Genomic DNA, 21,683 nt, shown 5'->3' with positions numbered 1-21,683 from the left:
GGTAACCGAACCCTTCACTTCACTTCAAATTTCCGTAGCGCCGATGGACCCTGCGGATCGGTTCCGCAAGGCTGAAGCGCTATCCGAACGTCCTATGAAACCGCACCAGCGGCCCAAAGCGTCAGCGACGCGCGCGGCGGCAGCCGGCACGGTCACACCGATATGTACCACATTGTCCCGCCCCAGCGCCATCGACAATATGGTGCGATCCGCCGGGATTACTACCCCACGCAGGTCCGAGCCCTCGGCATCGCGGCCGACGCGCAGCGCCTGGTCGAGCTTGCGGTTGCCGTCCTCGGATGCGTCGGCCGCGTGCAGCAGGAGCTGGACCTGTCCGCGGCGCGCGCCTTCGGCGATCCGATCCGAGCCGGTCAGCAGCGATCCCCCACGCAATTCGAGGCCGAGCCGGTCGAGCGCGGCGCGGCGCAATCCATCCTCGATCCGGTCGGGCAGATCGGCGGGAATGGCGATGTCGCCGGTCTTGAAGGCACGGGCGAGCGCACCCTTGAGCTTGCCTTTGGCCATCGCGGTTTCCAGCGCCGCGCGGTCGACCCCGATCCAGGCGCCGCGGCCCGGCGCCTTCGCGCGCAGGTCGGGCAGTACCGATCCGTCGGGAGCGATGGCGAGGCGAATCAGATCCGCGGGCGCGCCATGCTCACCCGACAGGATGCATTTCCGCTCGGGGACATGCTTTCCGGGCCGCCCCCTGCCGGGAGCGGCTTCCGCGACCGTCGCTACCGCGTCGGGGTGCTCATCGTTTGCCATCCGCAGAAGCGACCTCCTGCGCAGGACTGGCCGGGCGGTCGGCCAGCAGCATGCCTCCCGCGCCATAATTCTCGGTCGAAACCTCGAGGATGTTCACGTGCACCGCGCTCGCCGGCTTGCCAAGATGCGTGCCGAGCGCCTTCGTCACGTCGGCGACGATGGCGGCCTTCTGCTCGCGGCTGGCGGTTCCGGCTATGCGGATGTCGACGAACGGCATGTCGATCAGGCCTCGTCGGTGAACCAATGGGCGCGAGCGGCCATGATGATCTCGTTGCCCTGATCCTCGCTCAGGCCATATTCGGCAAGGACGCCGCCCTTGTTCTCCTCGCGGTCGCCGCCGCGCTCGGGACGATCGCTACCCTGGCGGCGACGCTGCTCCGCGCGCTTCTTCTGGATCAGTTCGTCGGTCGCCAGGTCGGCGAGGTCGTCGAGCGTCTTGATGCCGGCCTTGCCGAGCGTGACGAGCATCGCCTCGGTCAGGTAGGGCAGCTCCGCCAGCGCGTCCTCGACGCCCAGGCTGCGACGCTCTTCGCGGGCCGCCTGTTCGCGGCGCTCGAGGGCTTCCTGCGCGCGGCTCTGCAGCTCGGCACCGAGTTCCTCGTCAAAGCCTTCGATCGACGCGAGTTCGTCCAGTTCGACATAGGCGACTTCTTCCAGCGCGCCGAAGCCCTCGGCGACGAGGAGCTGGGCGAGCGTCTCGTCGACGTCGAGCTCGTTCTGGAACAGTTCGGAGTTCTGGAGGAACTCCTTCTGGCGCTTCTCGCTGGCGTCGGCCTCGGTCAGGATGTCGATCGCCTTGCCGGTCAGCTGGCTGGCGAGGCGGACGTTCTGGCCGCGACGGCCGATGGCGAGGCTGAGCTGGTCGTCGGGAACGACCACTTCGATGCGCTCTTCCTCCTCGTCGATGACGACGCGCGAGACCTGGGCGGGCTGCAGCGCGTTGACGACGAAGGTCGCGGTGTCGGGCGACCAGGGAATGATGTCGATCTTCTCGCCCTGCATCTCCTGAACGACCGCCTGGACGCGGCTGCCCTTCATGCCGACGCAGGCGCCGACCGGATCGATCGAGCCGTCATGGCTGATGACGCCGATCTTGGCGCGGCTGCCCGGGTCGCGGGCGGCGGCCTTGATCTCGATGATGCCGTCGTAGATTTCCGGCACTTCCTGCGCGAAAAGCTTCTTCATGAACTCGGGATGCGCGCGGCTCAGGAAGATCTGCGGGCCGCGATTCTCGCGGCGGACGCTGAGGATCAGGCTGCGGACGCGATCGCCGACGCGGACGACTTCGCGCGGAATCTGCTGGTCGCGGCGGATGACGCCCTCGGCGCGGCCCAGGTCGACGACGACATGGCCGAACTCGACGCGCTTGACGACGCCGGTGATGATCTCGTTGGCGCGGTCCTTGAATTCTTCATACTGGCGCTCGCGCTCGGCATCGCGGACCTTCTGGAAGATCACCTGCTTGGCGGCCTGGGCGGCGATGCGGCCGAACTCGATCGGAGGCAGCGGATCGACGATGAAGTCGCCGATCGCGGCGTCCTTCTGCAGCTTCTGCGCGTCGGCGACCGAGACCTGCTTGAAATAGTCGTCCACCGCCTCGACGACCTCGACGACGCGCCACAGCCGCATGTCGCCGGTCTTGCCGTCGATCTTGGCGCGAATGTCGTTCTCGGCGCCATAGCGCGCGCGGGCGGCGCGCTGGATCGCGTCCTCCATCGCCTCGATCACGATCTCGCGATCGATCAGCTTTTCGCGCGCGACGGCATCGGCGATCGCGAGCAGCTCGGCGCGGTTGGCGGAAATGGCGGTGGCCATGACGACTTATCCTTCCAGTTGAATCTTGTCCGCGCCCTCGGTCGAGAGGGGCGCGGTGGCCTTGATGAGAGCGTCGGTCAGGATCAGCTTCGCGCCGGCGATCCGTGCCAGCGGTACCTTCACCTCACCCAGCTTGTTTACACCCAGCGTCACCGAGTCGCCATCGCTGGCGATGATGCGCCCGTCGAACTGTTTGCGGCCGTCGAGCGGCTCGGCGAGCTTGACCCGCGCGTCGAAGCCCGACCAGTCGGCCCAGTCCTTCACCCGCGTCAGCGGCCGGTCGATGCCGGGGGAGCTGACCTCGAGCCGGTAGGCTTCCTCGATCGGGTCGAGTTCGTCGAACTTCTCCGAGATTCGCCGCGACAGTGCCTCGCAATCGGTGATGTCGAGCTGGCGGGTGTCGGGCCGTTCGGCCATCACCTGGAGGGTCGGATCGCTCTTGCCGCCGAAGAAGGCCACGCGCACGAGCTGCAGGCCCAGGGCTTCCGCCTCGGGCTCGATCAGTTTCGTAATCGCGGCGATGTCCGCCATTCCAGCTCCCGTTCGAAACGCAGCAGTTGTTGCGCCGGAAGCTTCCGCCCCCGGCCCCGGCAAAGTTTCCAATGTCGAGAAGTAGGCGCGATATAGGGGAAGTCGCTATGCAGGGCAATAAGGAAAGGCGAAACTGTCGGAAAGCTTGGACCTTAGTCGAAGGAAGCGGCTCCCGCGGCCGGCGGGCCGCCACGATTAGGTTTTCGATAACCAACCTGTCCCTAAAGGGCCGTGATGGATGGTCGCATGTCTCTCACGCTGATTCAGACCGGCGCGGTCGTCGCGGCGATGGTCGGGTTCGCCTTCGCACCACCCGCGCGCGGACGCATGCTGCTCGTGCCGCTGTCGCCCGGTAGCGCGGCTGCGTTGCCCGCGGCGGCGGTCAATGGCGGCGCGAGGCTGCTCGGTGCCGGGCCGGTCGCAGGATCGCTGGTTGTCGTCGGCGAACGCGCCCGGCTCGACGGGATGTCGCTGGCCGACGGGGTGATCATCCTTTCGGCGCCGCCGCTGCTGTGCGGAGCTGCCGTGACGGAGGAAGGTGAAGGATGAGGGTGGTCGAACTCGACGAACTGCGTCGCCGCGGCATCCAGCTGATCACATGCTGTAGCCTGGTCTTCACCGCGATGTTCGGGCTGGCCATGCTGGTGGGCCTGATCCGACCCAGTCTGCCCGCGTTGCTCGTGTCGGCGATCGTCAACATCTTGCCGAGTTGGGTCGTGTTGCGCCGCCGTTTCGACGGACAGGCGCGGATGATCGTCGGCGTCCTCGCCGCCGTCCAGCCGGCGCTCCTCGTCTACGCGCTGCATGGCCATCAGTGGCAGATGGACATGCACATGTATTTCTTCGTCGCCCTGGCGGGCCTCGCGATTCTTTGCGACTGGCGTCCGATCCTGCTCGCGTCAGGGCTGATCGCGCTTCACCACCTGTTGCTCGATTATATCGCGCCGCAATGGGTGTTCTCCGGCAGCGGCAACATCGTGCGCGTGATGATCCACGCCGTCGCCGTGGTGCTGCAATGCGCGATGCTGGCCTATGTTACCGACCAGATGCGGGCGCTTCTCCTCGATCAGGGACGTGCGCGCTACGAAAGCGATCGATTGGCCCGCGAGGCCGAAGCGGCGATGATCGACGCACGCGAAGCACAGAAGGCCGCCGAAGGTGCGCTGGCGGCGACCGCCAGCGCCGAGGCGCGCGCCGCAGCCGAGCGCAGCCTGCGCAAGGAAGGCGAAAGGGCGGCGAGCGCCGCACGGACCCGCGACCTGCTTGCGCTCGCCGAGCAGTTCGAAGGCTCGGTCCAGCATGTCGTCGGCTCGGTCGGTTCGGCCGCCTCGCAGCTCGAGGTGACCGCTGCCGCGCTTAGCGACCTCGCAAACGACAGCGGCCGGCAGAGCGCTGCCGTCGCCGAACGCGCCGCGCGCGCCTCGGACGCCGCGCGTGCGGTCGCGGGCAGCGTCGCCAAGCTCTCCCATTCGATCGCCGGGATCGCCGCCGGCATCGACCAGCAGGCCGAGCTGGGCGCCCGCGCCCGGGCCAATTCGGCGACGGGCGACCAGGCGGTGCGCGCCTTGTCGACCCGTGCGACCGACATCGGCGAATTCACCGGCCGCATCCGGGCGATCGCCTCGCATACCAACCTGCTTGCGCTCAACGCCTCGATCGAGGCAGCGCGCGCCGGCGCGGCGGGCCAGGGCTTCGCCGTGGTCGCCACCGAAGTGAAGATGCTCGCCAGCCAGGCCGCAGGCGCGACGGCCGAGATCAGCGCGTTGATCGACGGCGTCCATGCCGGCGCGCGGATCGCGGAAGGTTCGCTGGGCGACGTCTCCCGGGTGGTCGAGGACCTTGCCGCGGCGGTGATGCAGATGCGCGCGATGCTGTCCGATCAGCGCCGCACTGCGCAGTTGCTCGAGGTCAACGCGCAGAGCACCGCCGAGGGCGCCGACGAGATGGCGGAACGCATCGGCAAGGTCGCCGAGGTCGCCAACGAGGCGGGGAAGCTGTCGAGCCAGGTGCGTGGCGCCGCTGGCGAGTTGCTGGGCCAGGCGGTGAATCTGCAGGAGGCGACCCAGACCTTCGTCCAGCGGCTCAAGGCGGCGTAGTTTGTTTTGCCCGCTATTACGGGCTGCCCTCAGGCGCCGGGCGCCGGGCCTCCGCCAAGCGCGGCGGATGCCTCGCGCCCGGCGCCTGAGGGCCAAATCAAACGAATAGCCTCAAGCCGCCAGCTTCATCTCCATCCGGCTCCAGATCTCGACGAGAGCCTGGGTCAGTTCGCGCATCATCTCTTCGCTGTGCGCCGGGCCGGGGGTGAAGCGCAGACGCTCGGTACCGCGCGGCACGGTCGGGTAATTGATAGGCTGCACATAGACGCCATATTCGGCGAGCAGGATGTCCGAGACCTTCTTGGCCTTGACCGGATCGCCGACCATCAGTGGGACGATGTGGGTCACCGTCTCCATCACGGGAAGGCCGGCATCGGCGAACATCGTCTTGAGCGTCGCGGCGGCGGCCTGCTGCCCCTCGCGCTCCGCTGCCGATGCCTTGAGATGCTTGACGCTGGCGAGGGCGCCCGCGACCAGCACCGGCGAGAGCGACGTGGTGAAGATGAAACCCGGCGCATAGGACCGGATCACGTCGATGATCATCTGGTCGGCCGCGATATAGCCGCCCATCACGCCGAACGCCTTGCCCAGCGTGCCCTCGATCACCGTCAGCCGCTTGGCGGCGCCGTCACGGTCGGAGATGCCGCCGCCGCGGGGGCCGTACATGCCGACCGCATGGACCTCGTCGAGATAGGTCAGCGCGTTGTACTTGTCGGCCAGGTCGCAGATCGCGTGGATCGGGGCGATGTCGCCGTCCATCGAATAGACGCTCTCGAAGGCGATCAGCTTGGGCGCCTCGGGGTCCTCGGCAGCCAGCAGCTCCTCGAGATGCTCGAGATCGTTGTGGCGGAAGACGCGCTTCTCGCAGCCCGAGTTGCGGATGCCCGCGATCATCGAGGCGTGGTTCAGCTCGTCCGAGAAGATGACGCAGCCCGGCAGCACCTTGGCGAGTGTCGACAGGGTCGCCTCGTTCGAGACATAGCCCGAGGTGAAGAGCAGGGCGCCCTCCTTCTCGTGCAGGTCGGCGAGCTCATATTCGAGATCGACGTGATAATGGGTGTTGCCGCCGATGTTGCGGGTGCCGCCCGAACCGGCGCCGACGTCGTGGAGCGCTTCCTCCATCGCGGCGATCACCTTGGGGTGCTGGCCCATCGCCAGATAATCGTTCGAGCACCATACGGTGACCGGCTTCGGACCGTTATGGCCCGCGAAGCATCGCGCATTGGGGAACATGCCCTTGTTGCGCAGGATGTCGATGAACACCCGGTAACGGCCTTCGGCGTGCAGGCGGTCGATCGCCTGGGTGAATACGCGCTGGTAGTCCAAGAGCCTTGCTCCCCAGTGCCCCGCTTTGCCAAGGGGCTGAAACGGGTGGCCTTTTACGGCCAAGCCCCGGCAAAAGCCAGTGCGAACTATTCCCAATAGGAGCGATCGGCGAATCGCGCGTTTCGGCTCAAAGGACCGAGATCCGATCGAGCCCGCGCGCGGCCAGCCCGGCTCGCAAGGCATTACCGATCTCGAGCGGCGCGGTGAAGACGGCTTCGCCCGTCGGCACGGCCGGCCAGTCCTGGCCGTCGGTCAGATGGGCGACGCGCCGGGCGATTCCCGGACCGCCGTCGACGAAGCCCAGCGGGCGCGGCGCGGCGGCCGAAAGCTCGGCCTCCACCAGCGGGAAATGGGTGCAGGCGAGTACCACCGTGTCGATCCGGTCGCCGCCCGGCTGGCCGAGCAGGCCGTCGAGCACGGCGCGATAGTCTGCCGGATCGGCCGCCTCGCCACGCAGCTTGGCCTCGGCGAGCTCGACGAGCCGTGCCGAGCCGTGGCGCAGCACCAGGCAATCGGATGCGAAGCGCGCGGACAGGTCGTCGACATAGGGCTGTCGCACCGTCGCGTCGGTGCCCAGTACGCCGATCGCGCGGGAGCCGGACCGCTCGGCGGCGGGCTTGATCGCGGGCACGGTGCCGACGATCGGCAGGTCGAGCGCGGCGCGCACCGCGGCGAGCGCGATCGTCGACGCGGTGTTGCAGGCGATCACCACCAACCGGGGACGATAGCGCTCCACCAGCCGACCGAGTAGCGCCGGCACGCGTGCCGCGATCTCGGCTTCGCTTCGGATACCATATGGGAAGCCGCCGTTATCGGCGACGTAGACATAGGAGGCCTGCGGCAGCAGCGCGCGGGTCGGCGCCAGGACCGAAAGCCCGCCCACGCCGGAATCGAACATCAGGATCGGACGATCGTCGGACATGGCGCCCCCTTAGGATGCGACTCGGCTACCCGCAACAGCGACCCGGAGCCAAGCCGATTGATCGTGCCGTACCCGTAACTTTGTGCATTAGTGCGTGTTGCGCGGCGGGCGCCATCGATTATGGTGCGCATGCCGTTTCGGGAGAGACTGTCCGTCCATGCCGTCCTTCACCATCATCCTGCTGCTTATCGGCGCCTATCTGCTCGGTTCGATCCCGTTCGGCATCGTCCTGACGCGGCTCGGCGGCGCGGGAGACCTGCGGCGGATAGGCTCGGGCAATATCGGCGCGACCAACGTCCTGCGCACGGGGCGCAAGGGGTTGGCGGCGGCGACGCTGCTGCTCGACGGCGGCAAGGGTGCGGCGGCGGTCCTGCTGGCGCATCTGGTGCAGCCGGACATCGCGCTCTGGGCGGGCGCCGCCGCGTTCATCGGCCATCTCTATCCCGTCTGGCTGAAATTCAACGGCGGCAAGGGGGTGGCGACGATGCTCGGCGTCTCGCTGGCGGCGTGGTGGCCGGCGGGGATCGCCTTTGCGGTGGTCTGGCTGGCGATGCTGGCGCTGACCCGTCGTTCTTCGGTCGGCGGCATGTCGGGTGCCGTGGCGGCCCCGATCGCGGCGGCGGCGGGTGGGCAGTCCGACGCGGTGCTGGTGATGCTGGTGATGACCCTGTTCGTCGTCTGGAAGCACCGCGGCAACATCACCCGCCTGCTCGACGGCACCGAACCCAAAGTCGGCGAGGGCTGAACCTGGATCGGGAGGAGCGCCTTTCCCGGCTGCGCCTGATCCGCACGCCGCGTATCGGCCCGGTCGCCTATTCCAACCTGATCCACCGCTTCGGCAGCGGGGCCGCCGCCCTGGCGGCCCTGCCCGATCTCGCCCGGCGGGGCGGGGGCCAGCTGCCCGTCATTCCTCCACCCCGGATCGCCCAGGACGAGATGGAGCGGGTCGATCGGCTCGGTGCCCGGTATCTGTTTCGCGGCGAGGCCGGCTATCCGGCGCTGCTCGACGAGATCGACACCGCGCCGCCCGCATTGATCATCAGGGGAGAGGCGGCCCTGCTCGGACGGCGCGTCGTCGCGATCGTCGGCGCGCGCAACGCCAGCGGGGCGGCGATCCGCTTCGCCCGGATGCTGGCGCACGGCCTGGGCGAGGCCGGTTGGCTGGTCGTGTCGGGCCTGGCGCGCGGAATCGACACGGCGGCCCACACCGGGTCGATCGCCACGGGGACGGCGGCGGTGATCGCGGGCGGCATCGATATCGTCTATCCGCCGGAAAATGCGGCGCTGCAGGAAGAGATTGCCGAGCGTGGCCTGCTGATCGCCGAACAGCCCCCAGGCATCGAGCCGCGCGCGCGGCATTTCCCCTATCGCAATCGGATCATCGCCGGGCTGGCGGCGGGCACCGTGGTGGTCGAGGCGGCGCCCAAGTCGGGCTCGCTGATCACCGCGCGACTCGCGACCGAATTCGGGCGGGAGGTGATGGCGGTGCCTGGCTCGCCGCTCGATCCGCGCGCGCAGGGGTGCAACCTTATGATTCGCGAGGGCGCCACCCTGGTCCAGTCGGCGGCGGACATCATCGAGGCGCTGAGCCCGATCGGGGGTGTCGCCGCTCCCGCCATAGGCGGTTTCGCCGCGCCGGTGCCCGTGGACGCGGACGAGCCGACCCGCGCCAGGCTGACCGACCTGCTGGGGCCGGTGCCGCTGCCGATCGACGAGCTGATTAGACAAAGCGGCGTTCCCGCCGCCATCGTGCAGATGGTCCTGCTCGAACTCGAGCTGGCCGGACGGCTCGATCGACATGCGGGCGGACGGGTCAGCCTGATCGCCCCTTGACGGCGGTCGTCCAGTCTATCCACCCTCGTACGTGTACGCGTACGTAAGAGGATAGCCTAAGCCCCATGAAGCTCGTCGTCGTCGAATCCCCCGCCAAGGCAAAGACCATCGAAAAATATCTGGGGCCGGGGCACCGCGTGCTCGCCTCCTATGGTCACATCCGAGATCTGCCGGCCAAGGACGGATCTGTCGATCCGGACAATGGCTTCGCGATGGAATGGGAGGCCTATGCGGACAAGACCCGCCAGCTGAAGGCGATCGCCGACGAGGCGAAGAATGCCGACACGCTGATCCTCGCCACCGACCCCGATCGCGAGGGCGAGGCGATCAGCTGGCATGTCAAGGAAGTGCTCGGCAAGCGCCGCGCACTGCCCAAGGATGTCCAGCGCGTCACTTTCAACGCGATCACCAAGGCGGCGGTGCTCGAAGCGATGGCCAATCCGCGCGCGCTCGACGAGGATCTCATCGATGCCTACCGCGCCCGCCGCGCGCTCGACTATCTGGTCGGCTTTACGCTGTCGCCGGTGTTGTGGCGCAAACTGCCCGGGGCCAAGTCGGCCGGCCGCGTCCAGTCGGTGGCGCTGCGCCTCGTCGTCGATCGCGAGCGCGAGATCGAGCTGTTCAAGACGCAGGAATATTGGTCGGTCACCGCCGACATGGAGCATGACGGCATCCCGTTCGTCACGCGTCTCGTCCGCTGGAAGGGCGAGAAGATCGAGCGGCTGACGATCGGCAACGGCAAGGATGCCGAGGCGGCGAAGGCCGACGTCGAGGCGGGCCGCTTCGCGGTTGCCAGCGTCGAGACCAAGCCGCTCACCCGCAATCCGCCGCCGCCCTTCACCACCTCGACCCTGCAGCAGGAAGCGGCGCGCAAGCTCGGCTTCTCGGCCAGCCACACGATGCGGATCGCCCAGGCGCTCTACGAGGACGGCGCGATCACCTATATGCGGACCGACGGCGTCCAGATGGACGGCAGCGCCATCTCCGCCGCGCGCGGCGCGATCGCGAATCGCTACGACGCCTCCTATGTGCCCGACAAGCCGCGGCAATATGTCGCCAAGGCCAAGAACGCGCAGGAAGCGCATGAAGCGATCCGCCCGACCGACTTCTCGAAGGACCGCGCCGGCAGCGGCGATCATGGCCGGCTCTACGATCTGATCTTCAAGCGCGCTCTGGCCAGCCAGATGGCATCGGCGCGGCTCGAGCGGACGACGGTCGATCTCGTCGAGGGCACCGGCCAGCATAACCTGCGTGCGACCGGTCAGGTCGTCCTCTTCCCCGGCTATCTCGCACTTTACGAGGAGGGCCGCGACGATGAGGGCGACGAGGAGTCCCGCCGCCTGCCTCGGATGAAGGACGGCGACAGCCCGGCGAAGAAGAAGGTCGACGCCGAGCAGCATTTCACCCAGCCGCCGCCGCGCTATTCGGAAGCCAGCCTGGTCAAGAAGATGGAGGAGCTGGGCATCGGCCGGCCGTCGACCTATGCCTCGATCCTCCAGACGCTCAAGGACCGCGACTATGTCACGGTCGAGAAGAACCGCTTCACGCCGAACGAGAGCGGGCGGCTGGTGACGAGCTTCCTCGAACGCTTCTTCGAGCGCTATGTCAGCTACGACTATACCGCCGGCCTCGAGGAGAGCCTCGACGACGTGTCGGGCGGACGGGCCGGCTGGCAGGCGGTGCTCGAAGCCTTCTGGAAGGATTTCAAGCCCAAGACCGCCGAAGTGATGGAGCAGAAGCCGTCGGAGGTCACCGCGGCGCTCGACGAGTTTCTTGCCCCCTACCTCTTCCCGGACAAGGGCGACGGCACCGATCCGAGGCTCTGCCCGGTCTGTCAGGACGGCAGGCTGTCGTTGCGCGGCGGGCGCTTCGGCGCCTTCATCGCCTGCTCCAACTATCCCGAGTGCAAGTTCACCCGCCGCTTTGCGCAGGCGGGCGCCGCCAACGAAGGTGCCGATGCCGGCCCGGTCGTGATCGGCACCGATCCGGACAGCGGTCTGGAGGTGTCGAAGCGGGCGGGGCGGTTCGGCCCCTATATCCAGCTCGGCGACGGCAAGGAGGCCAAGCGCTCGTCGATCCCGAAGGACGTGCCCGGCGAGGATCTCGACCTCGGCTGGGCGCTCAAGCTGCTGTCGCTGCCGCGCCTGGTCGGCCCGCATCCGGAGACCGGCCATCCGATCACCGCGTCGATCGGCCGCTTCGGGCCCTATCTGGCGCATGACGGCAAATATGCGCGGCTGGGATCGACCGCCGAGGTGTTCGAGACCGGAATGAACGCCGCCGTCGTCAAGCTTGCCGAGGCCGCGAACGGCGGCGGGCGCCAGCGCGGCAAGGCCGAACCGCTCAAGACCTTCGGCGCCAGCCCGGTTACGGGCAGCGAGGTCAAGCTGATGGCGGGGCGCTTCGGTCCCTATGTCACCGACGGCGAGACCAACGCGACCCTGCCCAAGACCGCCAATCCCGACGAACTGACGCCCGAGGCGGCGCTCGAACTGCTCGCGGCGCGCGCGGCGAAGGGACCGCCGGCCAAGGGCAAGAAGAAGGCGGCGCCGAAAAAGGCTCCGGCCGCGAAGAAGGCACCCGCAGCAAAGAAGACGCCGGCGAAGAAGGCTGCCGCAAAGGCGTGATCGCCCCCTCTCCCGCGAAGGCGGGAGAGGGGCGGGAAGCTCTTACAGCCCCATTGCCTTGTAGGCCGCGGCCAGCGTCGGTGCCGCGAGCATGCGGGCTTTTTCGGCGCCTTTGGCGAGGATCGCGTCGAGCTCCTCGGGATTCGCCTTCAGCGCCTTCAGCCGCTCGGCGATCGGCCCGAGCTTGCCGGCGAGCAACTCGCCGAGCGCGGGCTTGAACGCGCCGAAGCCCTGGCCGCCGAATTGCGCGAGCACCTCGGCCGGGGTCGTGTTGGTCATCGCGGCATAGATGTCGACCAGGTTGCGCGTCTCGGAGCGGCCTTCCAGGCCATCGACCGTGTCCGGCAGCGGCTCGGGATCGGTCTTGGCCTTGCGGACCTTCGACATGATCGTCTCGGCGTCGTCGGTCAGGTTGATGCGACTCACGTCCGACGGGTCGGACTTGGACATCTTCGCGGTGCCGTCGCGCAGACTCATCACCGCGCCGCCGCGCCGCCGATCACGGGCTCGGGCAGGGTGAACAGCTCGACCGCGAAGTCGCCGTTGAACTTGGCCGCGATGTCGCGCGCCAGTTCGAGATGCTGCTTCTGGTCCTCGCCCACCGAGACATGGGTCGCCTGGTAGAGCAGCACGTCGGCCGCCTGCAGCACCGGATAGGCATAGAGCCCGATCGAGGCGCCCTCGCGGTTCTTGCCCGACTTCTCCTTGAACTGGGTCATGCGGTTCAGCCAGCCGGTGCGGGCGGTACCGTTGAGCAACCAGCACAGCTCGGCATGCGCCGGCACGTCGCGCTGGCGGAACAAGATCGCCTTGTCGGGATCGATCCCGCACGCGACCAGCGCCGCCGCCATCTCGCGAATGTTCGCGGTGAGCGTCGCCGGCTCGTTGTACACGCTGATGGCGTGCAGATCGGCGAGGAAGTACAGGCACTCGCCCTCCTCCTGCATCTGCACCCAGCGCCGATCGCACCGAGATAATTGCCGAGGTGCAGGTTGCCGGTGGGCTGGATACCCGAGATGGTGCGCTTGTGGGCCATGGTGCCGGGCTTTGGGACGCGGCGAAGGGGAGGCCAAGCGGAACGGCGAAAGGATCACCGCTTCCGCCGCAACTGCCCCTTCAAGGTCGCGACCGAATAGGCGCCGAGCCCGAACACCAGCCCGAAATAGACGATCGCCGCCGTGACGATCATCGCTCCCAGCGCGGCGACCCGCTCGATCAGGCTGCGCCCCGTCCAGGGATCGATCCACGGGTTCAGGAAGAAAAGCAACGCGCCCATCGCCAGGGTTGCGGCGATCAGTCGGACGCCGGTGCGCCGCAGCCGGTCGTCGACCGCGAAATGGTCGCGGCGGCGCAGCGTGACGTAGAGCAGGATCGCGTTGACCCACGCCGAGATCGCGGTCGACAGGGCGAGCCCGACATGCGCGAGCGGCCAGATCAGGATCAGGTTGAGGACCAGGTTTACCAGCATCGCCACCAGCGCGATCCGTACCGGTGTCTTCGTGTCGGCGCGCGCATAGAAGCCCGGCGTCAGCACCTTGATCAGCACATAGGCGGGCAGGCCCAGCGAGAAGGCGGCGAGCGCACGGGCGCTGGCTATCGTGTCATAGGCCGTGAACGCGCCATGCTGGAGCAGCGCGCGGATCAGCGGGGTCGCCGATACCATCAGCGCGGCAGTGGCGGGCAGGGTGAGCAGCAGCACCAGCTCGATCGCCCGGTTCTGCGTGTCGAGCGCGGCCTGGGCATCGCCCCCGCCGAGCTGACGCGACAGGCTGGGCAGCATCGCGGTGCCGACGCCGATGCCAATCAACCCCAGCGGAAGCTGGTTCAGCCGGTCGGCATAATAAAGGTAGGAGACCGAGCCCTCGGGCAGGAAGCGCGCCGCGAGCGTGGTCGAGATCAGCAGGTTGAACTGGACGGCACCCGCGCCGATCGCCGCGGGACCGATCAATGCCAGCAGCGCCTTCACCTCGGGGCTCAGGCGCGGGAGGCGGATACGCAGCCGCACCCCCGCCTGCCAGCAGGCGAGGACCAGCCAGGCGAGTTGCAGCACGCCCGACACGGTGACCGCGATCGCCTGCGTCCGCGCGGTCTCGACCTCGCTGTGGCCGCGGAAAAAGACCAGGCCGGCGATCAGGCAGAGGTTGAGCAGGATCGGTGCGGCGGCGTTGACCCAGAAGCGGTTGAGCGAATTGAGGATGCCGCCGAGCAGCGAGACCAGCGAGATCAGCATCAGATAGGGGAAGGTGATCCGCGTATATTGGGTCGCCAGCGCGAACTTCTCGGGGCCGCCGTCGGGGAAGCCGCCGGTCATCGCCCAGACGATCGGCCCCGCCGCGAGCATCATCGCGGCGGTGAAGAGGATCAGGAAGGGCAGCAGGACCGAAAGGACATCCTCCGCGAAGCGCAGCGCTATTGCGAGCCCGTTGCCGGGCTCGTTCGCCTCTGCCTGGGCGACGGTGCGATTGAACATCGGCACGAACGCCGCCGAGAAGGCCCCCTCCGCGAACAGCGCGCGGAACAGGTTGGGCAGCCGCCAGGCGATCAGGAAGGCGTCCGAGGCGAAGCCGGCGCCGACGAAGCGCGCCATCAGCATGTCGCGCAGGAAGCCGAGCACACGGCTGACCAGGGTCAGCCCGCCGATCGTGGCGCTGGCGCGGATGAGGCTCATGGCTCGATTCCTCCCTGCGCGCAGCGCGGAGAGCGGGAGCGCAGATAGTTGGGTGGAGGGGTAATCCCGCTCATCCCCGGCGGCACCGTCGAAACAGGGTCGCAAACCCCTCCACCGGCTTTGCCGGTCCCCCTCCCCGAGCCTTGCTCAGGGAGGAACGGGAAGGGTCGCCAGCTCTCAGGCTTCGCCCGCCGGCTGCGATTCGGCGAGCGCCGTCTGCTGCTCGGCCTGCTGCATGTAGAGCGCGCCGAAGTCGATCGGCTCGAGCACCAGCGACGGGAAGTTGCCGTCGCGAATCGCGTCGGCGGCGACACGGCGTGCAAAGGGGAAAAGCAGGCGGGGCGCCTCGGCGAGGAGGAAGGGGGGGAGATGCTCCTCGGGCACGTTGCGGATGCCGAACAGGCCCGCATAGACGAGGTCGACGACATAGGCGGTCATGTCGCCCTGCGTCGCCTTGATCTCGATCTTGAGCGCAACCTCGTAGACGTCGTCGCCCGCCTGCTGCGAACCTATGTTGAACTGGACGTCGATCTTCGGCTGTTCCGGCGCCTGGTAGATGCCCGGCGCGCTCGGATTCTCGAACGACAGGTCTTTCACATATTGGGCGATCAGCGCGACCTGCGGCAGGTGGTCCTCGCCATTGGTCAGCGTATCGGCGGCGCCCGTCTCTTCACTCATCGTCTGTCTTTCCATCGAATGTGGGAGCCGGGGGCACGGGCTTCCGACCGCGTCCGGCAATGCGTCCCGCGCCTAGCAGGCGGGGCGGGGCGGAGCAATGGCGGCCATGGCGCCCCATGATACCGCCCAAGTCGGGCGGGCGGCGGGACAGGGAACCTCCGGCGTGTCCGCGAGTCATTTGAATATTGCCGTCATTGTCCCTATGTTGGATGTTCGGAAGCGTATGGAGGTCCGGTGACCACGATTGTCATTCTTGCGATGGTGTTTCTTTTTGTCGCGTTCCGGCTGTGGAGCGTGCTGGGCCGCCGCACCGGGCATGAGCAGACGATCGCGCGTCCCGCCGAAGCCGCTCCCGCGCCGATCGGCGCCGGCCGATCGCTGCCCGAAAACACCACGCCCGCAGCGCCGGCGCGTCCCGCCGTGGTCGAGCCGCGGGCCGAAGCCGGCGTCCGCGCGATCCAGTCGGCCGACGGCAGCTTCGATGCCGCGCAGTTCCTCGAGGGCGCCCGCTCGGCCTATCGCATGATCCTCGAGGCTTATTGGCGCGGGGACGAGGAATCGCTGCGCCGCCTGACCGAGGACGATGTCTACGAGGCCTTCGCCTCCGCCATCGCCGAGCGCCGCGCGGCGGACGAGGTGCTCGACAACCGGCTCGTCTCGATCGAGACCGCCGTGATCGAGCAGGCGCGGATGAACGGACAGACCGCCCAGGTCACCGTGCGCTTCGATGCCGATATCGCCGCCGTCACACGCGATGGCGAAGGCAACGTCGTCGCCGGCTCGCTGACCGATGCGGTTCCCACGCACGACGTCTGGACCTTCAGCCGGCACGTCCGTTCCGAAGATCCGAACTGGACCCTGGTCGAAACCGACGAGGCGGCGTGACCCGCCGGTTTTGCGCGGGGCTCGCCGCTCTGGCGATGCTCTCGGCCTGTACAGTCGTCCCGACACCCCGCGCTCCGCAACATCGTCCGCCGGTGCACCATCCCGTGCGGCCGGAGCCGCCAAGGCCGCCGGTAGCGGCGCCACCGACCGCGGAGGCGAAACCGGCCACCGCCGTTGAAAGCGGCGTGCAGCCGGGGCCGGCCTTTGCCAGCTTCGCGATCAACGCCGATGCCGCGCGCGCCGCGCTCGCCGCCTTCCGCCTGTCCTGTCCGGGCTTGCAGCGCCGCACCGACCAGAGCGGCCTGACCCGGTCGGGTGACTGGTCGCAGGCCTGTATGCAGGCGACCGGCTGGCCCGACCGAGACGCAGCCGCCTTCTTCGCCAACCAGCTCGCGGTGGTGCGGATCGGCGACGGCCGCGCTTATGCCACCGGCTATTACGAGCCCGAAATCGCCGGGTCGCGTACCCGGGCGCCGGGCTATGACGTTCCCGTTTACAAGCGGCCGCCCGACCTGGTCGAAGGCGATCTCGGGGACTTCTTTCCCGAGATGAAGGGCAAGAAGATTCGCGGCAAGGTCCAGGGCGGCAAATTGTTGCCATATCCCGATCGCGGCCAGATCGAGGATGGCGCTCTCAGCGGCCGCGCGCTGGAGATCGGCTATGCCGCCGATCCGGTCGAGTTCTTCTTCCTTCAGGTCCAGGGGTCCGGGCGGCTGCGTCTGCCCGACGGGTCGGTAATGCGGATCGGCTATGACGGCCAGAATGGCCGCGAATATGTCGGCATCGGCAAGCTGATGCGCGATCGCGGGCTGCTCGGCCCCGGCCAGCTCTCGATGCAGGGCGTGATGGCCTGGCTGCGCGCCAATCCGGCCGAGGGCGACGCGATCATGCGCGAGAACAAGAGCTGGATATTCTTTCGCGAGCTGACCGGAGCCGGCCCGCTCGGTGCGATGAACGTCGCGGTCACGGGGCGCGTGACCGTCGCTGCCGACCCGGCGTTCGTGCCGCTCGGAGCGCCGGTCGTGCTGCAGCTCGACCGGCCCGAGGCCAATGGGCTGTGGGTCGCGCAGGACACCGGCGGCGCGATCAAGGGCGCCAATCGCTTCGATACATTCTGGGGCGCCGGCGAACAGGCGCGCACGATCGCCGGCGGCATGAGCGGGCGCGGCCAGGCCTGGCTGCTGATCCCGCGCGCGGCGGCGGCGCGGCTGGCCGAGCAGCGTGACTCGGCGGCTCGATCCTGACGAGGACGCGCTCTGGCAGCGCGTGACCGCGACGGTCCGGCCGATCGCCCGCAGGAGCCCCAAAGTCTCTTCCGCCGACAAGAGCGCCGTCGATGGCGCGGCGCCCGCCACGGCTGTGCTGAAGGCGCAGAAGGGCCGAATACCACCCTTGCGCGTCCCGGCCGCCACTCCGGTCACCCAGCAGAAGCCACTGGCCGACAGCCTCGACGGCGGCTGGGACAGACGGTTGCGGCGCGGCGTCACCCAGCCCGAATGGACGATCGACCTGCACGGCCACACGCTCGCGAGCGCGCAGGGGCTGCTCGACCGCATCCTCGACCAGGCGGTGGCAGAGGGGGTTCGCGTGCTGCTGCTGATCACCGGCAAGCCGCCGCGCGACGATGATCGCGGCCTCGACGGACGTCCTCGGCGCGGTCTTATCCGCGCCTCGATCGGAAGCTGGCTGCAAAGCTCGCGGCACGCCTCGCGCATAGCCGCCGTCCGCAACGCGCATCCGCGCCATGGCGGTGCGGGCGCCCTCTACCTGATCCTGCGCCGCGAGCGGGAGTAGGACCCGGCCGACAGGGGCAGGGGATGTCGGGGCGAGGAGATCGGTACCTGCCAGCCATGACCCCCCGCAGCTTGCCGATCGCGGAAAGACCGTGCCGCCTCCAGACGGCACGGTCTCCTCGGTCCCGGGTCAGCAGGACCAATAGCGGGGGCGCCCGGGGGTTGGTCGCGCGGCGCCCCCGTCATTCAGTCGGTCTTCGTGGCCGCCGATCGGTTCTGATCCTTCGCGGCCTTCTTCACCTCGCTCTTGCCCATCGCGGATAGGAGGACGTTGCCCGAGCCGCTGAAATTGGCGGCGGGCAGCGTCGCGGTGGCATCGCCGACCTGCATCACCACCGACTGGACGGTGCCGCGCGCCGTCGAGCGGACGTCCCGTACGGTGCCGATCGCCCGACCGCGTGCGTCCTGGATCACCATTCCGGGCGCGACGTCGAAGCTTCCCGCCGCGCTGGCGGCGCTGCTGCCCGCCAGCGCGAGCTGGCCGAGGCTGCCGGAGGCGCTCCCGGCCAGATCGGCCGACGCGACGCCGTTGGCCGATGAGGCGAGGCCGTTCGCGTTGCCGACGACGCTGGCGGCTTGGCCGGCAGTCGACCGCGCCGTCGAGGCGCCGGCACCGGCCGCACCGCGCACCGCGTCGGTGCCCACCAGCTGCGCGTCAGCGCTGCCCCCCGCCGAACCGGTCGCGCCGCCGGTCGCATTGGTGACCGCGGTACCCAGGCCACCGCCGGCCTGGCCGTTACCCGACACCTTGCCGCTGCGGCGGTCGACCTTGCCGTTGCCGCGCGCCGCGACCGCGCCGTTGGCGCTGCCGGTCAGGTCCGAGCCGAGCCGGCCAACACCACCGCCCAGGCTGCCAGATCCGCCAAGGGTTCCGCCGACCATGCCGCCGGCACCGCCAAGGCCACCACCGATCCCGCCGCCGAGTCCACCGCCGCCCAGAAGCTGGGCGGAGGCAGGAGCGGCGATGATGGCCAACGCCGCGATCGCGCTGCCGAAAAAGGTCCTGTCCATCGCTCTCATCCTTTCCAGTGGGCGGCTTCTGTGCCGCTCGATGAAGCAACGGAAGGGAGACGGGCTTTCATCCCCAATCGCCGAAAAAAAATTATTTCTAACTGAAGTTCAGTGGGTTGCGCAGCCTGCGCAGACGATTCCACGCCCGATCAGCCGGCCCTTGCCGCGCGCTTCGGCGGCCAGCAGCGCGATCGCGTGGGCCCGTGTCGGGCGCCCGGCCGCCGACAGCCGCGCCAGCCGCCCGGCGACGAACGCGGCGGCATAGGAGGTGCCGCGCACCGTTGCGGTCGCGCCTCCCGCCGTCGCCGCGATCAGGCCGGCGCCGGGGGCTGCGAAGTCGAGATGGCGGGCCTTGCCCGCCTCTATCAATGGCCGTTCGCGCGTATCGACGCCGGTGACGGCGATCACCTGCGGATAGGAAGCGGGAAAGGCGGGTGGGGCCGCCGCCCCGTCATTGCCGACCGCTGCGACCATCAGCAGTCCGCGCCGGTCGGCGGCGGCGACCGCGCGGGCGAGCAGGGGGTTGTCAGGGCCGGCCAGACTGATGTTGACCACCGCAACCTCGTTCGCCGTGAGCCAGCCTAGTGCGCGGGCGATGGCAAGCGCACTGCCGCCCGCTGGATCGGGGCCGAATACATCGGCGGCGAACAGCCGGCTCTCGGGAGAAACGCCGCGCACCGCGCCGCGCCCGACGAGGATCGATGCGATCGCGGTGCCATGGTCGCCCGGGGCGGGCGCACCCCGTGCGAAGCCGCGCTGGACGATGCCGGCGGGGAGCGCGGGATGGGAGGCGATCCCGCCGTCGATCAGGCCGATCGGCGCGCCGGGCCCCCTCATGGCGGGGGCGGTCGCGCCGCGCGCCGGTGTCGCGGCTGCTGCCCCGCTCGGCTGGTAGATCGGGTTGGATTGTACCATGATGCCGGGCGTGAGCTTGCGCAGTCGGCGCTCGGCCCGGGCGAGGCTCATGCCTTCGGGCGCGCGCAGGCGCGCGGTGCGGATATCGAGGCCTTCGATCGCTTCCTGGCCGATCAAGGCGAAGCCCGCGCGGGTCGCCGCCTGTACGGCCTGCGGCGTGGCGTCAACCAGGATCAACTCGCCTTTCACCGCCGGATCGCCGCGCTCGTCGATCTCCAGCGCCTGCGGGTTGCGGCGGACGAGCGCGTCGAGCCGGCCGATCCGCTGCCGCGCGAGCCGGTCGACCAGCCCGCCGGTGCGGTCGACCGTCTCGGACAACCCGTCGCCGACCGTCTCGCCGAGCCGGCCGATGCCCTGGGCCGCCTGGCCGATCGCACCGCCGACGGGCGGCAGCAGTTGCGCGACCGCACCGCCGGTCGTCGCGACCAGCGCGACTGCCACCAGGAAGGTCTTGCAAAAGTGCATCGGGATCGACTTCCTTTCATGACCGTTATGAACAACGGATTTGGCGTCATCGGGTTGCATGGGATGAAACGGGCGGGATCATCCGTTTCATCCGTGAAGCCGGTGCGGAGGCATCGCGGGAAGGATCAGGCGGCTTGACCGAGTTCGAACGTGCATTGCTCGATCTGCTGCCGAGGCTGCGGCGGTTCGCGCGTGCGCTGACGATCGATGCCGCCGATGCCGACGATCTCTGCCAGATCGCGCTCGAACGCGCGCTGAAGGCGGAGGCGCTTTGGGAACAGGGCAGCAGGCTGGATTCGTGGATGTACAGGATCATGCGCAATTGCTGGATCGACGAGGTCCGCGCCCGTCGGCGCCGCTCGGAGACTTTCGTCGCCGAGGAGGAAGGCGCCCTCGTGGGAGAGGCGGACGACCGCCGCATCGAGGCCCGGGTCGAGCTCGGCAACGTCGACCGGGCGATGGCGGCGCTGCCGCCCGAGCAGCGTGAGGTGATCGCGCTGATCCTGGTCGAGGGACTGGCCTATAAGGAGGCCGCCGAGTTGCTCGACCTGCCGATGGGGACGATCACCTCGCGGCTGGTGCGGGGTCGGCAGGCGCTGCTGGAGATGCTGGGAGAAGCGGCGTGACCGAAGATCAGATCATGGCCTATGTCGATGGCGAGCTCGGCCCGATCGAGGCGCTGCGCTTCGAGCGGGCGATGGAGACCGATGCGGCGCTGGCCGATGCGGTTGAGCGACAGCGTGCGCTGCGACGGCGGATCGCCGGCCATTTCGCGCCGGTCGCGGACGAGCCGGTCCCGCCGCGGCTCGCTGCGACGCTCGGCCAGGTTCCCAACGTCGTCGCCTTTCCGGCCAAGCCGCGCGGTTGGTTGGCTTCGGGCGGGCGCTATGCTGCGCTGGCCGCGACGCTGGTGGTCGGGCTTATGGTGGGGCAGATGCTGCCCCGGACCCCCGCCGGGCCGGTGAAGTTGCGCGACGGCATGATCGTGGCCGAGGGTTCGCTGGCCGAAGCGCTCGACAAGGATCTCGCCGCGACCCCCGGTGACGCGGTCTACCGGGTCGGCGTCAGCTTCGTCAGCCGCGACCGCCGCTATTGCCGGACCTTCAGCGGCAGCGCGGGTGCCGGCCTGGGCTGCCGTGAGCCGCAGGGTTGGATGCTGGAACGCTTCGTCGCCGGCGGTGCGGAGAAGCACGGCGCCTATCGCCAGGCAGGAAGCGCCTCAGGCGATATTCTCAGTGCCGCGCAGGAGATGATGGCGGGCGATCCGCTCGATGCCGATGCCGAGCGGCGCGCTCGCGACGACGGCTGGCGGGTAGGAATGAACAAGCGCTGAAAAATCGGATAAGCTTCGTT

20 protein-coding genes and 1 pseudogene are annotated in these 21,683 nt (G+C 68.8%); 10 read left to right on the top strand and 11 right to left on the bottom strand.

The window, feature by feature from the left end; genetic code table 11:
- Positions 1–24 precede the first annotated feature (24 nt).
- Genes ASE22_RS09145 through rimP form a run of 4 tightly spaced genes read right to left on the bottom strand, consistent with a single transcriptional unit; the run spans position 25 to position 3,111 of the window.
- A complete protein-coding gene (locus tag ASE22_RS09145) occupies positions 25–765 on the bottom strand; it encodes a DUF448 domain-containing protein (protein ID WP_056357804.1) in 741 nt (246 codons plus the stop codon).
- Positions 752–982, bottom strand: a complete 231-nt coding sequence (locus tag ASE22_RS09140; RefSeq protein ID WP_056357801.1) for a tautomerase family protein — start codon at positions 980–982, stop codon at positions 752–754. Before ASE22_RS09140 ends, ASE22_RS09145 begins: the two co-directional genes overlap by 14 nt.
- A gap of 5 nt (positions 983–987) precedes the next feature.
- Positions 988–2,580 carry a transcription termination factor NusA gene (nusA, locus tag ASE22_RS09135; RefSeq protein ID WP_056357800.1) on the bottom strand — a complete coding sequence of 531 codons (1,593 nt, stop codon included), beginning with the start codon at positions 2,578–2,580 and terminating at the stop codon, positions 988–990.
- A gap of 6 nt (positions 2,581–2,586) precedes the next feature.
- Positions 2,587–3,111 (bottom strand): ribosome maturation protein RimP, encoded by a 525-nt coding sequence (rimP, locus tag ASE22_RS09130; protein WP_056357796.1) that lies wholly within the window; start codon positions 3,109–3,111, stop codon positions 2,587–2,589.
- Between the two features lie 246 nt (positions 3,112–3,357).
- On the opposite strand from rimP, the gene ASE22_RS09125 reads away from it, so the two are divergent.
- Positions 3,358–3,660 (top strand): hypothetical protein, encoded by a 303-nt coding sequence (locus ASE22_RS09125; protein ID WP_235536230.1) that lies wholly within the window; start codon positions 3,358–3,360, stop codon positions 3,658–3,660.
- A complete protein-coding gene (locus tag ASE22_RS27295; protein WP_156397501.1) occupies positions 3,657–5,207 on the top strand; it encodes a methyl-accepting chemotaxis protein in 1,551 nt (516 codons plus the stop codon). Before ASE22_RS09125 ends, ASE22_RS27295 begins: the two co-directional genes overlap by 4 nt.
- A 111-nt stretch (positions 5,208–5,318) precedes the next feature.
- On the opposite strand, the gene hemA is transcribed toward ASE22_RS27295, so the two are convergent.
- Positions 5,319–6,533 (bottom strand): 5-aminolevulinate synthase, encoded by a 1,215-nt coding sequence (gene hemA / locus ASE22_RS09115; protein WP_056357787.1) that lies wholly within the window; start codon positions 6,531–6,533, stop codon positions 5,319–5,321.
- A gap of 127 nt (positions 6,534–6,660) precedes the next feature.
- Positions 6,661–7,455: a glutamate racemase gene (gene murI / locus ASE22_RS09110; protein WP_056357783.1), complete on the bottom strand. Its 795-nt coding sequence runs from the start codon at positions 7,453–7,455 to the stop codon at positions 6,661–6,663.
- 157 nt (positions 7,456–7,612) lie between these two features.
- On the opposite strand from murI, the gene plsY reads away from it, so the two are divergent.
- The 3 genes from plsY to topA all read left to right on the top strand — a co-directional run bounded on the left by plsY (position 7,613) and on the right by topA (position 11,915).
- Positions 7,613–8,200 (top strand): glycerol-3-phosphate 1-O-acyltransferase PlsY, encoded by a 588-nt coding sequence (plsY, locus tag ASE22_RS09105; protein ID WP_056357780.1) that lies wholly within the window; start codon positions 7,613–7,615, stop codon positions 8,198–8,200.
- On the top strand, positions 8,197–9,288 hold the full coding sequence (dprA, locus tag ASE22_RS09100) for a DNA-processing protein DprA (protein WP_414886268.1): 1,092 nt from the start codon (positions 8,197–8,199) through the stop codon (positions 9,286–9,288). The genes plsY and dprA overlap by 4 nt, the downstream gene beginning before the upstream one ends.
- A 65-nt stretch (positions 9,289–9,353) precedes the next feature.
- Entirely contained in the window at positions 9,354–11,915 is a 2,562-nt protein-coding gene (topA, locus tag ASE22_RS09095) for a type I DNA topoisomerase (RefSeq protein ID WP_056357778.1), read from the top strand.
- A 42-nt stretch (positions 11,916–11,957) separates the two neighbouring features.
- Here topA and trpS read toward each other — a convergent pair.
- The 3 genes and pseudogenes from trpS to secB all read right to left on the bottom strand — a co-directional run bounded on the left by trpS (position 11,958) and on the right by secB (position 15,261).
- Positions 11,958–12,951: pseudogene (gene trpS / locus ASE22_RS09090) on the bottom strand (tryptophan--tRNA ligase).
- 54 nt (positions 12,952–13,005) lie between these two features.
- Positions 13,006–14,583, bottom strand: coding sequence for a murein biosynthesis integral membrane protein MurJ (gene murJ / locus ASE22_RS09085; protein ID WP_056357775.1), 1,578 nt, complete (start codon positions 14,581–14,583; stop codon positions 13,006–13,008).
- Positions 14,584–14,760: 177 nt separating this feature from the next.
- The gene (gene secB / locus ASE22_RS09080; RefSeq protein WP_056357771.1) at positions 14,761–15,261 is read right to left on the bottom strand and encodes a protein-export chaperone SecB; all 501 of its coding nucleotides are present in this window, start codon (positions 15,259–15,261) and stop codon (positions 14,761–14,763) included.
- A gap of 234 nt (positions 15,262–15,495) precedes the next feature.
- On the opposite strand from secB, the gene ASE22_RS09075 reads away from it, so the two are divergent.
- Genes ASE22_RS09075 through ASE22_RS09065 form a run of 3 tightly spaced genes read left to right on the top strand, consistent with a single transcriptional unit; the run spans position 15,496 to position 17,940 of the window.
- The gene (locus ASE22_RS09075) at positions 15,496–16,146 is read left to right on the top strand and encodes a Tim44/TimA family putative adaptor protein (protein WP_056357768.1); all 651 of its coding nucleotides are present in this window, start codon (positions 15,496–15,498) and stop codon (positions 16,144–16,146) included.
- Positions 16,143–17,390 carry a murein transglycosylase A gene (gene mltA, locus ASE22_RS09070; RefSeq protein WP_056357764.1) on the top strand — a complete coding sequence of 416 codons (1,248 nt, stop codon included), beginning with the start codon at positions 16,143–16,145 and terminating at the stop codon, positions 17,388–17,390. Before ASE22_RS09075 ends, mltA begins: the two co-directional genes overlap by 4 nt.
- Positions 17,368–17,940, top strand: coding sequence for a Smr/MutS family protein (locus ASE22_RS09065; RefSeq protein ID WP_056357762.1), 573 nt, complete (start codon positions 17,368–17,370; stop codon positions 17,938–17,940). Before mltA ends, ASE22_RS09065 begins: the two co-directional genes overlap by 23 nt.
- A 185-nt stretch (positions 17,941–18,125) precedes the next feature.
- Here ASE22_RS09065 and ASE22_RS09060 read toward each other — a convergent pair whose 3' ends face one another.
- Positions 18,126–18,950, bottom strand: a complete 825-nt coding sequence (locus ASE22_RS09060) for a hypothetical protein (protein WP_056357758.1) — start codon at positions 18,948–18,950, stop codon at positions 18,126–18,128.
- A 108-nt stretch (positions 18,951–19,058) separates the two neighbouring features.
- Complete coding sequence (locus ASE22_RS09055) at positions 19,059–20,330, bottom strand: S8 family serine peptidase (protein WP_235536231.1); 1,272 nt, start codon at positions 20,328–20,330, stop codon at positions 19,059–19,061.
- A 134-nt stretch (positions 20,331–20,464) separates the two neighbouring features.
- Here ASE22_RS09055 and ASE22_RS09050 point away from each other — a divergent pair, with 134 nt between their 5' ends.
- Together ASE22_RS09050 and ASE22_RS09045 are read left to right on the top strand one after the other, a co-directional pair.
- Positions 20,465–20,956, top strand: coding sequence for an RNA polymerase sigma factor (locus ASE22_RS09050; protein ID WP_056357750.1), 492 nt, complete (start codon positions 20,465–20,467; stop codon positions 20,954–20,956).
- Positions 20,953–21,663: an anti-sigma factor family protein gene (locus ASE22_RS09045; protein WP_056357747.1), complete on the top strand. Its 711-nt coding sequence runs from the start codon at positions 20,953–20,955 to the stop codon at positions 21,661–21,663. The genes ASE22_RS09050 and ASE22_RS09045 overlap by 4 nt, the downstream gene beginning before the upstream one ends.
- Positions 21,664–21,683: the final 20 nt, after the last annotated feature.

The organism is Sphingomonas sp. Root720, assembly GCF_001428605.1.
Taxonomy (GTDB): domain Bacteria; phylum Pseudomonadota; class Alphaproteobacteria; order Sphingomonadales; family Sphingomonadaceae; genus Rhizorhabdus.
This window is presented reverse-complemented; position numbering and strand designations above follow the sequence as displayed.

Coding starts and splice junctions, on each gene's coding strand:
- ASE22_RS09145 (WP_056357804.1), bottom strand. CDS start 765: ATGGCAAACGATGAGCACCCCGACGCGGTAGCGACGGTCGCGGAAGCC.
- ASE22_RS09140 (WP_056357801.1), bottom strand. CDS start 982: ATGCCGTTCGTCGACATCCGCATAGCCGGAACCGCCAGCCGCGAGCAG.
- nusA (WP_056357800.1), bottom strand. CDS start 2,580: ATGGCCACCGCCATTTCCGCCAACCGCGCCGAGCTGCTCGCGATCGCC.
- rimP (WP_056357796.1), bottom strand. CDS start 3,111: ATGGCGGACATCGCCGCGATTACGAAACTGATCGAGCCCGAGGCGGAA.
- ASE22_RS09125 (WP_235536230.1), top strand. CDS start 3,358: ATGTCTCTCACGCTGATTCAGACCGGCGCGGTCGTCGCGGCGATGGTC.
- ASE22_RS27295 (WP_156397501.1), top strand. CDS start 3,657: ATGAGGGTGGTCGAACTCGACGAACTGCGTCGCCGCGGCATCCAGCTG.
- murI (WP_056357783.1), bottom strand. CDS start 7,455: ATGTCCGACGATCGTCCGATCCTGATGTTCGATTCCGGCGTGGGCGGG.
- plsY (WP_056357780.1), top strand. CDS start 7,613: ATGCCGTCCTTCACCATCATCCTGCTGCTTATCGGCGCCTATCTGCTC.
- topA (WP_056357778.1), top strand. CDS start 9,354: ATGAAGCTCGTCGTCGTCGAATCCCCCGCCAAGGCAAAGACCATCGAA.
- murJ (WP_056357775.1), bottom strand. CDS start 14,583: ATGAGCCTCATCCGCGCCAGCGCCACGATCGGCGGGCTGACCCTGGTC.
- secB (WP_056357771.1), bottom strand. CDS start 15,261: ATGAGTGAAGAGACGGGCGCCGCCGATACGCTGACCAATGGCGAGGAC.
- ASE22_RS09060 (WP_056357758.1), bottom strand. CDS start 18,950: ATGGACAGGACCTTTTTCGGCAGCGCGATCGCGGCGTTGGCCATCATC.
- ASE22_RS09055 (WP_235536231.1), bottom strand. CDS start 20,330: ATGCACTTTTGCAAGACCTTCCTGGTGGCAGTCGCGCTGGTCGCGACG.